General features: G+C 64.2%; 11 protein-coding genes, 1 tRNA gene and 1 other RNA gene. 8 read left to right on the forward strand and 5 right to left on the reverse strand.

The annotated features are described in order from the left end of the window. The first annotated feature begins 72 nt into the window (after window positions 1–72). From K1X74_11795 to K1X74_11805, 3 genes are read left to right on the forward strand one after another with little or no spacing between them, the layout of a single operon-like run. Window positions 73–810, forward strand: a complete 738-nt coding sequence (locus tag K1X74_11795; protein MBX7167005.1) for a hypothetical protein — start codon at window positions 73–75, stop codon at window positions 808–810. Beyond that, complete coding sequence (locus K1X74_11800) at window positions 807–1,745, forward strand: hypothetical protein (protein ID MBX7167006.1); 939 nt, start codon at window positions 807–809, stop codon at window positions 1,743–1,745. Before K1X74_11795 ends, K1X74_11800 begins: the two co-directional genes overlap by 4 nt. A 37-nt stretch (window positions 1,746–1,782) precedes the next feature. Further along, window positions 1,783–2,691 (forward strand): sugar phosphate isomerase/epimerase, encoded by a 909-nt coding sequence (locus K1X74_11805; GenBank protein ID MBX7167007.1) that lies wholly within the window; start codon window positions 1,783–1,785, stop codon window positions 2,689–2,691. Between the two features lie 91 nt (window positions 2,692–2,782). Here K1X74_11805 and K1X74_11810 read toward each other — a convergent pair whose 3' ends face one another. Together K1X74_11810 and K1X74_11815 are read right to left on the reverse strand one after the other, a co-directional pair. Then, window positions 2,783–2,971, reverse strand: a complete 189-nt coding sequence (locus tag K1X74_11810) for a hypothetical protein (protein MBX7167008.1) — start codon at window positions 2,969–2,971, stop codon at window positions 2,783–2,785. A 211-nt stretch (window positions 2,972–3,182) separates the two neighbouring features. Continuing rightward, window positions 3,183–3,668 carry a chemotaxis protein CheD gene (locus tag K1X74_11815; GenBank protein ID MBX7167009.1) on the reverse strand — a complete coding sequence of 162 codons (486 nt, stop codon included), beginning with the start codon at window positions 3,666–3,668 and terminating at the stop codon, window positions 3,183–3,185. A gap of 250 nt (window positions 3,669–3,918) precedes the next feature. Here K1X74_11815 and K1X74_11820 point away from each other — a divergent pair. Next, window positions 3,919–4,005 (forward strand) — tRNA-Ser (locus K1X74_11820). 567 nt (window positions 4,006–4,572) lie between these two features. Beyond that, a complete protein-coding gene (locus tag K1X74_11825) occupies window positions 4,573–5,508 on the forward strand; it encodes a hypothetical protein (GenBank protein MBX7167010.1) in 936 nt (311 codons plus the stop codon). Between the two features lie 96 nt (window positions 5,509–5,604). Here K1X74_11825 and K1X74_11830 read toward each other — a convergent pair whose 3' ends face one another. Further along, window positions 5,605–6,078 (reverse strand): FHA domain-containing protein, encoded by a 474-nt coding sequence (locus K1X74_11830; protein ID MBX7167011.1) that lies wholly within the window; start codon window positions 6,076–6,078, stop codon window positions 5,605–5,607. Window positions 6,079–6,209: 131 nt separating this feature from the next. Between K1X74_11830 and K1X74_11835 the strand changes: the two genes are divergently transcribed. Together K1X74_11835 and rnpB are read left to right on the forward strand one after the other, a co-directional pair. Next, entirely contained in the window at window positions 6,210–7,247 is a 1,038-nt protein-coding gene (locus K1X74_11835) for a TIGR01212 family radical SAM protein (GenBank protein ID MBX7167012.1), read from the forward strand. A 12-nt stretch (window positions 7,248–7,259) separates the two neighbouring features. Next, an RNA gene (rnpB, locus tag K1X74_11840) (RNase P RNA component class A) lies at window positions 7,260–7,678 on the forward strand. A gap of 168 nt (window positions 7,679–7,846) precedes the next feature. Here the strand turns inward: rnpB and K1X74_11845 are convergent. Beyond that, a complete protein-coding gene (locus K1X74_11845; protein MBX7167013.1) occupies window positions 7,847–8,278 on the reverse strand; it encodes a hypothetical protein in 432 nt (143 codons plus the stop codon). Between the two features lie 338 nt (window positions 8,279–8,616). Continuing rightward, window positions 8,617–9,546, reverse strand: coding sequence for a sugar phosphate isomerase/epimerase (locus K1X74_11850; GenBank protein ID MBX7167014.1), 930 nt, complete (start codon window positions 9,544–9,546; stop codon window positions 8,617–8,619). Window positions 9,547–9,898: 352 nt separating this feature from the next. On the opposite strand from K1X74_11850, the gene K1X74_11855 reads away from it, so the two are divergent. Continuing rightward, the gene (locus K1X74_11855) at window positions 9,899–12,889 is read left to right on the forward strand and encodes a serine/threonine protein kinase (protein MBX7167015.1); all 2,991 of its coding nucleotides are present in this window, start codon (window positions 9,899–9,901) and stop codon (window positions 12,887–12,889) included. Window positions 12,890–12,942: the final 53 nt, after the last annotated feature.

Genomic DNA, 12,942 nt, shown 5'->3' on the forward strand with positions numbered 1-12,942 from the left:
GCGGGCTCGTGGGCCACGATGGTCAGCTCTTGAGGGCTCAAGTTCACGTCAGCCAAGCCGACCCCGAGTGCCATGAGCGGCAGCGTTTCCCCGGTTCGCAACGATCAGGAAGTGGCCGCCGCCCCACCGTCGGATTCTGTTCGCACTGCGGTTACCTTGCTGGTGATCGTGCATTTGTTTGCCGTCGTGGCGGTCATGGCCTTTTGGGCCACGCGCCCCATCACGGGCAATGCAACGCAGCGCGAGTCGTTTGTGGAACGACTGCACAACGTCAGCTTCTTGACCGGGCATTTGCAGCTCCTGTTCCAAGACCTGGGCTACAACTACTTCCTCACCCAGGCCGATCAGCTCGACGTCGATCATCAGTTCGTCTTCGATCTCAAACTCCAAGACGGTACGAAACGCGAGGCCACGTTGCCCCAGCCGGATCTCTGGCCCGGCATCCGCCGGCAGCGCATGCAGATCCTTGCCAATCTGGCCGGGCAGCGGATCGGTGAGGATGGCGCCGAAAGCATCCTGCCGCGGCTCACCGCCGGCTACATGGCGCGGAAGTACGACGCGGTGTCGGGCACGGTCCGCCTGCGGGCCCATTTGCTCGTACCGCCGGAGAATGTTCGTTCCCCGGATTCGAAGCTGTCCGATCCCTTCGCCGCGGCCTATTACCGCACGCCCTACGAGGCCCAGATGCTGGTGCGTTCGGGACAGGTCAGCTTGCTCAAGGCGGCCGCCGCCGGCGAGACGGCGCCTTCGGCCGGGCGCGCGCCGCGCACTTCGCCCGGTACACCGCCGGCTCCCGGGGGCAATCCGTGACGGGCTACTTCCGCGATTTTGGCCGTGCGGTCAGCGAGGGTTGGAACCGCTTCTGGTTCACGCCGTCCGATCCCCTGCCGCTGTGCGTCGTGCGGCTGCTCTCGGGCTGCCTGGCGCTGTACTACCTGGCGACGCTCACGCCCGATCTGCAGGAGCTGTTCGGGCCCAAGGGCCTGCTCCTCTCAGAAACCGTGCGTGAATACCGCGGCGATGATTTTCTCGCCTGGTCGTATCTGGATTATTTGCGCGAGCCGACCGAGCTGTTGCTGGTGCACCTGCTCGGGCTGACCATTGTCGCGCTCTACACCGTGGGGGCATTCGCGCGGATCACCTCGGTGCTGGCGCTCGTCGTGATGCTCTCTTATTTCCATCGGGCGCCGCTGATCACCACCGAGTTCGAACCGCTCGTGGCCATGATGATGTTCTATGTCTGTCTCGGGCCGTGCGGTCGAAGATTGTCGATCGACGCCTGGAGACGCGGCCGCCGAGGGGCGTCGATTGCCGGCCCGGCGACCTGGTCGTGGGCGGCGACCGTGGCGACACGGCTGCTGCAGATTCACTTGTCGGCCGCCGTGTTGATGATGGCGCTGGCCAAGCTGCGCGGCGACGTCTGGTGGACGGGTGAAGCCATGTGGTGGTTGTTGAGCCGTCCGGAGTCGCGGCTCGTAGATCTCACGGGCACGCTCTACGACCGCCCGCTGCTGTACACGACTTGGACCCATGTCCAGGTGATTTACGAAATGACATTTGCGATTCTCGTATGGAATCGTTGGCTGCGGCCGTTGCTGGTGGTCGTGGGGTGGCTCGTCTGGCCGCTGCTGGCCGTGGCGACTTCGATGTGTACCTTTGCCGTGGCGATGATGGCCGCGAGCTGCATTTTCTTGCCGCCCGAGTTTTTCGGCGCTTGGCTGGCCCCCTTGCGACGGCGCGGGTGAGCGATTGCCGTTCGGCCTGACTTTGTGGAGCCAATCGATGGTCCGTACCCTCTCACGTCGCCAGCTGTTGCACACGAGTGCCGGAATCGCCTGCGCCGCGACGGCGGGCGCATGGGTGCGTCCCGCGCCGGGTATCGAGCCGATCGCGCGCACCGGCGAGCCGAAGTTCAAGCTCAGCCTTGCCGCATATAGCTATCGCGATCTACTGACCGGCAAAGACCCTCCGTTGACGCTCGACGACTTCGTGCGCGACTGCGCGGCTTTCGGTCTCGAAGGCACCGAACTAACGAGCTATTACTTTCCCCAAGAGCCTGCGCGCGAGTATTTGCTGCATATCAAGGAGCTTTGCTTCCGCTTGGGGCTTGACGTTTCCGGCACGGCCGTGGGCAACGATTTCACCGTGCCCCCGGGACCAAAACGCGACGAACAGATCGCCGGCGTCATGCGCTGGATTGAGTATGCGGCGATTCTCGGGGCGCCCGTCATTCGCATTTTCTCCGGGGCCGCGGGCAAAGTCGGCGAAGCGGAGGCGCGGCGTTTGGCGGTCGAGGCGATCGAAACCTGTTGCGCCAAGGCCGGCGAGCACGGCATCTACCTGGCCTTGGAGAATCACGGCGGACTGACCGACACGGCCGAAGGCACGTTGGCCCTGGTCGAGGCCGTTCGGAGCCCGTGGTTCGGCGTGAACCTCGACACCGGCAACTTCCGCAGCGCGGACGTCTACGGCGATCTCGCGCGACTGGCGCCGTATGCCGTCAATGTGCAGGTCAAGGTGATGATTCAACCGCAGGGCGGGCAGAAGCAGCCCAGCGACCTGGCCCGGCTGGCAAAGATCCTGCGCGACGCCGCCTATCGCGGATACGTCGTGCTCGAGTACGAAGAGGGCGAAGACCCAAGGAAGGCCTGCCCCAGGCACCTGGCCGAGTTGCGGGCCGCTTTGGCCTGATCGCTCGATCCCGGCGCGGGTCGAAGCGCGCAACGGCCCGGCGCAAATCTGTCATCGTCGCAATGCGCAGAGCGGCGCGAGGCGACGTGTTCTAGCGCTCTTCCAAGCCGAGATTGCCAATGACGACTTCCGACCCGGGAGTCATCCGGCGCAGCTTTTCGCACATCAGCAGCTTCTCGGAGTGCGTGGCTCGCTTCAGCTTCCGCTTGAAGACGACCAGCTTCTTGCGGCGATGCCGACGGCGCTTGATTTCCTGGTGACGATCGCTGATTCCGCCCACGGGGCAGTACTCCTCGGTCCGGATTGTGCGCGGGCGCCGAGCGACGCTCCCCGCTTCGAAAACGCTGGCGCGCGGCCCGCAGGGTGCCCGGCGTCCGGCGCCAAACACGTATTGGTAAACGAAGGAGGCCCGCGGGTCAACGGCGCCGCGCCGGCAGGGGATAGCACCCCACGTTCGGCCCCCTTGCAAGCCGCGGAGAGAGCCGCCGCACTCAGATCACAGCCACGGTTTCGCGGCCGATTCTCACTTGCACGCTGGCATCTGCCAGGTTGAACAGGATTACGCGCCCTTTGTCACCCCCGATATGCTCGGCGATCAGGCGGATCTTGTGTTCTGCAAGATGGGCCCTTACGGCTTCGCAGTTCTTGGCTCCTACGTCGCCGGCCGTGCGTTGGCCGAACATGGTGGCGCCCCCGGCGATCTTGGCGACCAGGGCCACGGGCATCGCGCCGCGGCACAGCAACTCGTGCTTCATCGTGGCGATGGCCGTGTCGGCATACTTGCCCGGCGTCTCGGTCGCGCCGCGGCTGTCCGGCAGCACGACGTGAGCCAGGGCCCCCAAGCCCGACGTCCGATCGAAGATGGCGATGCCCACGCAAGAGCCGAGCAGCGTCTCGAGCTCGGCGGGCGCTCGTCCGTAGCCGATCCCGGCCATCGGGACCTTGATCAATGAGCTCGCGCAGATCGCCTGGGCCATGAGCAGATCGGTAAGAGCGGAACGAGTGGCATCGCGGTGTTGGGCAACTCTAGCTTGCGGCGGACTTTGTGTGACGACCGTAACAAGTTCGTCCGGTCCGGACGTAGCGGTCGTAGAGGTCTTGCTGTCCCGTGCCCAGCGTGTGAGGTGCTCGCGACCGCAGCTAAGGCGGCGATATAATCCAGCGACCGCGTCGGCAACGTGCCACTCGTAGCGAGCACCAGGCATCCGTTGGGGCGCCGGTAACAACGGATGGGTGGCCGAGTGGTCTAAGGCGGCAGTCTTGAAAACTGCTGACGTCGTGAGGCGTCCGGGGGTTCGAATCCCTCCCCATCCGCATTTCTCTGGCAGTTCGGGCGGCGCACGGCAGGGGCCAGGATCCGCTCTTTCCCGGCAAAACGGGCCGCCTCGGACAGCGCTCTGCGACTGAGCACGAAGCGCTGTAACCTTCGTGTTTTTGCGGAGGTTCGCCGTGGCTTGGCGGTCGACTGCCGAGCCCCTTTATCGGCGATGGCCGGCGGTCCCCCCTGGAACAACCGGCCTAGCGTTCTAGGCGGCCGCGGCTTGCTGGATTTCGGTGAGACGGCTTTCTCTACCCGGCTGGTAGATATCCGTCTGGCTGAAATGAGTAAAAAGCACACAATCCCGGTGTCAATTCCTTGACTCGCACCATTGGGGGGTTAGTATGTGAAAAGAGCTGCAGGATTGGATGCAGCACCGCTATCCGCCAGATTTGAGCGCTCGTGAGCAAGAATTCTAGGGCAATGCAGGTGCGGCTCGGTTGAATTGGCCGAGGCTCGCCGCCTGCTGACGCTGAACGGCACTGACCGGACTCAGCAATCTTTGCCCAACACCTCGTGCGTCGGCGATTCAATCGCGGGCCCGTCCTGTTGACGCATGCGGCGTGCAAACGCCGCTGCATGCGGAACTCGAGCGGAGCAGGGTCAGCTCCCGTCAACCCCGGTTTGAATCGGCCGCGAATTCGCGTTGCAGCGACTTGGGCCTTGCGCCGAGTCGCGCCAGTAATCGATCAAACAGGGGATTTACCATGCAGACTCTTCGCTCACCATTGCCATCGTTCGTCACCTTGCTTTGTTTTTGCGTCCTTGCTGTGGCGACACCAGCCATGGCGGGTCCCATCTTCCATTTCTCCGGTGCCGGTGGCTTGTCCGCCGAAGTCGAATTCGATTTGCTCAATCCCACCACGCTGAAAGTGCGCACCCGCAATACTTCGTCTGGCGTACCGGGGGGCTTCAGCAACTCGGATCAATTGCTCACGTCTGTGTCCTGGGATTTTGGCGCCGCGGGAGCCGTCGGCGGCGACCCAGCGATCACGGGCGGATCAGTTGTCATCGGGCCAACCAGCGCCTCGCTCAATTTCGATAACGTTGGCGGCGTCCAACTGGGGCCCGGCGCCGTTGTCTCGGGTGAATACGGTTTCGGCAACGGTGGCACCACCGGACTGCTGCCAAACTACGTCTCGGGCAACGTTGCCGGAACGACCGCCTTCGGCGGCACGAATCGCGATGGCCCGGCGAATATCAATGGCCCTCAGGCCGGCCTGGTTTCCGATGCGCTCCCCGTCGCGCTGGGTGGCCTGGGAGCGATTCAGGACGAATGGATTGCCACGCTGACGCTCAGCACGTCTTTGGCGAATCTCGATTTTCTCAGCGCACACGGAGTCGTCGTTGAGTTCGGATCGGACGCGGCGTTCCTCGTGGTGCCCGAGCCCTCGAGCCTGGTGCTGGCGGTATCGGCATGCGGAACGCTGTTGCTGTGCGTGCGCCGTCGCCAGCGGAACGAGCGCATCGTCGCCAATGCGGAAAAACGCCGCGTTTGAACGCCCTGGCGCTGCGGTCGGAGCACTGAGTGGCAGTTCGAGGCGCCGTCGATACGGCGGAACGGCGTGTGCGTCGCAGGCGTCGCCAAGCTGCGGCTATTTCGGCCGGTTGGGATCGTTGATCTGGCCGGCGCCGTCGTTTAACACGTCGTAACGCTTGGGGCCGCCCGAAGAGTTGCCCGGCTCTTGTCCGGGCTTCATCAGCCCTGCTCGTTCGAGCAATGAGCGCTTGAAAACGTTTGAGTGCAGATCGTCATTCGGCGGCGGACCAACGGCCCCCAAGTCGATGGGCGAGTACTGCATCTCGTAGTAATGCTTAGCCACGGCGACAATATCGCCCGGATCGACGCGCTTTTCTGTGACGCGTACGTTGTTGACCTTAACGCCGTTCTTGCTTTGGAGGTCTTTGACGTACCAATAGCCGCCATTGAGGGTAAATTGGCAATGGTGCGCCGAGACGTTGGGAAACCGCAGGATGATGTCGCAGCTTTCGCGGCGGCCCACGAGCAAGTTCTTTTTCAGCAGCGGAATCGGATCGCCACCGCCTTGAGGAATCAACTCGCCGAACATTGCGCTGCACCTTCAGGCTGTGCCCGACAGCCATGGCCCAAATGGATTCACACGCTCCCGCAACTGGCGTGCTCGCGTGGCCCAAATGGCCGACACGTTCGGGGCGCGTATCTCGGCTAGGATAGGCTGCCATGCATCAGGGGTCAACGAATTGCCCGTCCGCCGCGGCGCTCGACTGGCGCGCCGCAGGCCTGGCCTATTTTCACTACAACTTCTTTCTCCGGCGGCGATTCGGCGGCCGTGTCCAGAAGGTCAGCGTCAATGCCGGGTTCACGTGCCCCAATGTGGATGGCACGGTGGCGATCGGCGGCTGCACCTTTTGCGACAACACTAGCTTCAGCCCCAGCCGGCGCGTTCCGCGCCGGCCCATTACGGAACAGATCGACGACGGCATCCGGCGGCTCAAGCTGCGCTACAAAGTCGACCGGTTCATGGCCTATTTCCAGCCCGCCACGAACACCTACGCGTCGGTCGAACGGCTGCGGCGGGTCTACGAAGAGGCCTTGGCCCATCCGTTGGTCGTCGGCCTCGCGATCGGTACCCGGGCCGATTGCCTGCCCGACGAAGTCGTGGACCTACTGGCAGAATTGGCCCGGCGGACGTTCCTGTCGGTCGAAATCGGGGTTCAGACCTGCCACGACCGATCGCTCGCCGCAATGAACCGAGGGCACGATCATGCGACCACCGTGGCCGCCGTCGAGCGTTGCCGTGGACGCGGCTTCGAGCTATGTGCGCACCTGATCCTGGGGCTACCCGGAGAGTCGCGCGAGGAGATGCTCCAGTCCGCACGCGAAGTCGGCCGGCTAGGATTCGATGCCGTGAAGATTCACAATCTCTACGCGGTTCGCCGTACGCCCATCGGCGAACAGGTCGCGCGCGGCGAACTCGAGTTGATGTCGCTGGCTGAATACGTGTCGATCGCCGTTGATTGCCTCGAGATCCTGCCTCCCCAATGTCTCGTCGAACGGATCAGCGGCGAGGCCCCGCCCAAATATCTCGTGGGGCCCGACTGGTGCCTCGACAAGCCGGCCATTCGTGCGGCGCTCGAGGCCGAGTTTGCCCGTCGTCAGACCTGGCAGGGGCGACTGTTTGCCGAAGCTGCGAACCTGAGCGCGATAGACGCCGAACGGCCGGCGAACCAATCCGTGCCGGGTGACGACTATACTTAGAAGCAGAAGTCTGGGGGGGAACGGACGGCCGCCGGCCGCTCGGCAACGAGTGGCGGGAGGAAAGTCCGGGCTCCGCAGGGCACGATGGTGGGTAACCCCCACCGGCCGCGAGGCCAGGGAAAGTGCAACAGAAAGCAGACCGCCGGCGCAAGGGGCTTCGGTCCCCGCGCAGGTAAGGGTGAAACGGTGAGGTAAGAGCTCACCAGCAGGCTGGGCGACCAGTCTGGCTAGGTAAACCCCATCGGGAGCAAGGCCAAACAGGGGGCAATGTCGCGGCTGCTCGAGGGCTGCGACGACGAGCTGGCCCGGCTCGTTACGACTCCCGGGTAGGCCGCTTCAGGGGCCGAGTAATCGGTCTCGTAGAGAAATGGTCGTCGCTCGCCCGGAAAACCGGGTGAGAACAGAACCCGGCTTACAGTTCCGCCCCAGACTTCGCTCTTTTTTCGCGGGTGCAACTTTCAATGCCTGGGGGCAGTGCCTGCTTGCCTCTGGCCGAGCGCCGGACGCCTCCCCGCACGCCCTGCACGTTGGAGGGCGGCGGGGAGGCGCCGGGGCGAAATGAATCGCGCTATCGGCGGCTCGCCAGCGGGCGGTTGCAATCAGGCGTCGGCCGGGATCAGCTCGTTGTCGACCACCTGCAGCAGCTTCGAGATGCACAGCTTGTTCATGCTGGTACGGCGTTGATGAGCCTCGGCACGCAGCGAGTCGTGCAGGCTCTTCGGCAGCCGGACGGTGATGACCGTGGTCGGCTCGATGTCCGAATTCTTGTTGCCGCTGCGCGTTCGCAGCTTGGCCAGCATGTGCTGGATGTCCATATACTCGGCGGTCTTTTCGAAATCCCCCAGCGCCTCGGGCGACGGGTAAGCGCTGCGGACCACTCCGTTCAGACCGAGCACTTCGCGGAAGAAAGTCACCCAATCCGGGCCCTGGCGAAACAGCTCGTTCGCCACACGGTGAACTTCCTGGCTCTTGTCGGTGCTGCTGGTGGTGGTCGGGGCCACGGTGCGTTCGACGGCAGAGAGCGTTTCCATCCTTCGACTCCTTCTGTCACATGTCCAAAAGTGGATTTCCATCTCCGCGACCTCTCTTGGCCGCGGCACGATTCAATCGTTTCTTGCCGGCAATTGCAAGACGAATGTCCTTGCAGTGATAGCACTTACAGCGATGCATGCTGCTTGCTGATAGACTAGGCACGCGTGCCCGAAGTGGCAGCACAGCCCCTTGTGCACAAGAAATGTGCAAAGCGATGTGTGGCAGCAGCCCAAGTGTCCGGCAAAAAACCAAAAAAAGACGCCGGAACGAGTCCGGCGTCTGTCGATCTTGGGTAATTGGCGAAGGTCGGTCGCTCAGGTGGTCTTCCCGGATGCGATCACGCCTTGGCTAGCTCGTCGCGAACGCGCTCCAGCAGCGCCTTCGTAGCACGAATGCCTTCCGGCTCGTCGAGTTTCGAGCCTTCGTATTCGATGCCGACATAGCCGTGATAGCCCGCGGCCAGCACGATCTGCATCATCCGGCGGAAGTCGATCTGCACGCTGTTGCCCTGTTCGTCAAAGTCGTAGCTCTTCGCGCTGACGGCCTTGGCCAGGGGCATCATCTCTTCGACACCTTGATAGCGGTCGTACTCTTCTTCCTTGCTGATGTGGAAGTTGCCGAAGTCGGGCAGGGTACCGCAATTCGGCAGGCCCACGGCCTTGATCGCGCCGACGAGCCAGGCGGCGTTCGATGACAGCCCGCCGTGGTTTTCGACGATCACGTTGATTTCATGACCAGCGGCAAACTCGCTGAGCCGGTGCAGTCCGTCGGTTACCAGCTTGGCCTGCTCTTCCGGGGTACCGTTGCTGCGCGCATTGACGCGAATTGAATGGCAGCCGAGGTACTTGGCCGCCTCGACCCATTTCTTGTGGTTGTCGACCGCTTTGAGCCGCTTGCCCTCGTCGGGCTCCCCCAAGGGGCCAGCCGTATCGATCATGATCAGCACGTTCTGGACGCCGTGATCGGCTGCCCTTTGTTTCATGTCGTCCAGGTAGGGAGTGTCCTGGGCCTTCGCGCTGAAAAACTGGTCTACATACTCGACCCCGTCGATCCCGTAGTCTTCCTTCGCGATCTTGGCGAAATCGAGATGTTTGACGGTCCCCTTGTACAGGGCCTTGTGCAGCGACCACTGGGCGAGCGAGATCTTGAACATCGGCTTCTCCGTTTGCGCCAGGGCGTGTGGGGCGATCGAGGAACCGAGGGCCCAAGCGGCCCCCCAGGCGGTCGAAGTCTTCAGCATCTCGCGGCGGGTCGTGAAATTCCTCATAGCGAAGGCTCGTTAAAACGTGCGGTTGAAATGGGTTAGTGCGCGACTGCGGGGCCAGTATAGGGACGCCCTCGGTGGCCCGCAATTCGCGGGACCACGCTTCGGCGGCGCGGCCCAAGTCAAAGCGCGCTAACGGTTTAGTTTTGACGGCCACCGTGGGTTTGGATACCCTGAAACAAGGTCGTTCGCAGCTGCGCGTGGCCCAACAAGGATGTCGCGGCCAGCCGAAAAGCGGGAACCGGATGACCCGACGGCTCGTCTCTTCCCTAATCCAAATCTCGCGGGCGCTTCGCCCCAGTTCGAACCAGACTGCTAGGGCGGCAAGGACGCCAAGGCCACCCGGTAGCCATACATGACGGACTCGAGCCGACAAGCGCCGCAGCCTGAATCGCCTGCCGCCGAGCCGACCACCGACGGCGCGGCCGCGGTGGATCTGTTGCGATTCGACCAGCCGACCGTCATCGCCCAGCGTTCGCCCACGCCGTTTCCGGGCGTAGCGTCCTTGTCGCCGTCCGACCTGGGCAAGGCCCTGATCGGCGAGCGGCTCGGCCATTTCGAACTGCAGGAGTACGTCGGCGGCGGCGGGATGGGCGCCGTTTTCAAGGCCCTCGACTCCCAACTCGGCCGGATCGTGGCCCTCAAGGTGTTGTCGCGCGATCAGAGCAGCGACGAGGAGTTGCTGCGCCGTTTTCGCAACGAGGCGCAATCCGCCGCACGGCTCGATCACGAGAACATTGCCCGGGTCTATTTCTTCGGCGAAGATCGCGGGCTGAATTTCATCGTCTTCGAATTCATCGAAGGCGTGAACGTTCGCGATTTGATCGTGCGCCACGGTCCCTTGGCCTGGCCCGACGCGGTCAACTTCACGCTCCAGATCGCCGACGCATTGGCGCATGCCAGCAGCCGCGATGTGGTCCATCGCGATATCAAGCCGTCGAACATCATCATCACCGACAGCCGCCGGGCCAAGCTGGTCGACATGGGCCTGGCACGCTTGCACCAGGTGCAGCGCTCGGAAGACGACTTGACCGCCAGCGGCGTCACGCTGGGCACGTTCGACTACATCTCTCCCGAGCAGGCGCGCGACCCGCGCAGTGCCGACGTGCGCAGCGACATCTACTCGCTCGGCTGCACGCTTTACTACATGCTTTCGGGACAGCCGCCATTCCCCGATGGCACGGTGCTGCAAAAGCTGTTGCAGCACCAGGGTGACGAGCCGCCCGATCCGCGGCAGTTCAATCCCGAGGTGCCGACCGAACTTTGTGCGATCGTGCGGCGAATGCTGGCGAAGGACCCGCGCCGCCGCTATCAGACGCCCGCTGCATTGACCGCCGATCTCATGGCTTTGGCCAATCGATTCGGCGTCGCGCCGCTCGAGCGCCAACCAGCGGCGGCTCCGCTGCTGACGAATGAGCGGTCCCTGTCGTTTTTTGAGCAGCACTTGCCCTGGATGGCGCCGGTGGCCGTGTTGTTGGTGGCGGTCGCCTTGATCGAGTTTTTGCCGCTTTCGGCCGACGAGGCCTGGGAGCCGCCGCAGGTCGCGCGCGGCGGACGTGATGCGCTCGCGGCGGCGCCCCAATCGGGCCCTGCGGCCGCCGACGCGCTTCCCGCGCCGATCAACACCGGCAAGACCGAAGGTGCTGCGGACGATCTGTCGCGGCCGCGCGTCGTCAGCCCGCAGGCGGCAAACCAACCGGCCACGCTGCCACCGACCGAACAGAGCGCTGTTCCGCCGAGTGCTCCGGCGGCCGATCGCGCGGCTGCTTCGGCAAACGGGAACGCCGATGCATCGACCAACGGTTCCGAACCAAACTCCGCGAGCGGAGAGCTTGGCCCCGCTGCGGCGCAGGCGACGTTGACCGCGCCTGGCAGCCGCGCGGCAGCATCGTTGGCGACGAGCGAGATGCCGTCGACGGAGCCGCTCGCCCCAGACAACCGCGATCGAGCGACCGAAGGCCAGCAGCCGCTTGCGGCCGAATCGCCGCCCCTCGACGCGCCGGTGGCCAAGTTGGCCGATTCGCGAGGCGCTGATGCCGCAAACGCTTCGGTGCCAGAGGCAGCGGCCGCGCCGCCCGGCGATGCTGCCCGATCGACGGCCCCCGCCGCCAAGCGCGGATTGCTGATCGTCAGCGAAGCCGAGAACGGTAGCAACGTCTACCCGACGCTCTCGGCGGCTTGTCGCGCGGCGAAGATGGGCGACGTAATTGAATTGCGCTATCACGGGCCCAAAGTGACACGCCCGATTCAACTCGCCAACCAGGCCGTGACGATCCGAGCGGGCGCCGGTTTCCGTCCGGAGATCGTCTTCGCTCCCGGCGATGCCGAGTTGCCGCGTTCGACCACGGCCATGATCAGCCTCGTCGGTGGCAGCCTGACCCTGGTGAATGTGGCGATCGCGTGGCAACCGCCGGCGATCAACACCTCGGCCGCGCCCTGGACGCTGATCGAAGCGCAGGCGGCCCAAGCCGTGCGCCTGCAACAATGCGTGCTCACGGCGAGCATCCCGCCGGGGCAGGGTGAAGCTCAGCGACCGACGGCGTTCCTTCGCGTACTGCCTCCGCCGGGCGGCGAATTGCCGGTCACGATCGGCGCGTTTTTCGGACTCGAGCCCGTGGTCGTCGAATTCACGGATTGCGTGGCGCGCGGGGCAGCAACGCTGTTCGACGTGGTGACCCCCCAGACGGCGACGATCACCTGGGACAACGGTCTCTTGGCCACGAGTGACCGACTACTCCACATCGCCGGCGAGATGTCCGCGACCAGCACGCGCGAAGTGCCGATCGAGTTGAACCTGCGCCACGTGACGGTCGCGGCTCAGCGCGGGCTGGTGCTGCTCGAATCGCAACACGACGAGCCGTTCAACGCTCAGGTCACTTGCCGCGTCAAGGATTGTATTCTGTTGCACGCTCCGAGCGCCGCGATCGTCGACCTGGCGACGGGCGAGTCGAAGGACCTGCAGCGCCGGCGCCTGTCGTGGCACGGCGAGGACAATTTCTACGAGGGGGTCTCAACCTTTTGGCGCATCGCCGACGCCGCGGATGAAGACCCCGAGACCTATAACTTCCGCGCCTGGCAGCAATGGTGGGGCACGACCCGCGAAAGCCAGCCCCATTGGAACGGCGCCATTTGGCGCAAGCTGCCGCCGCCCGATTTGTCGTTCGATCAGCAAGTGCTCGACGACTATGCTTTGGACGAGGCCGGCGAATCGAATCCGGCTCGCTCCTCGGCCAGCGACGGCAGCGACGCCGGCTTTCAGCGTTCGCGGCTGTCGCCTTTGGTTCTGCCCGGCAAGTCGGCTGTTTCCGAAGGTCGCGGAAACATGGGTATGCCGCCGTTGAAATAAGGTGGCCCGCGCAGTCACTGTCACGCGCGGCGCGGTTGACCTAGAATGCCGCG

This window comes from Pirellulales bacterium, assembly GCA_019694435.1.
Classification (GTDB): domain Bacteria; phylum Planctomycetota; class Planctomycetia; order Pirellulales; family JAEUIK01; genus JAIBBZ01.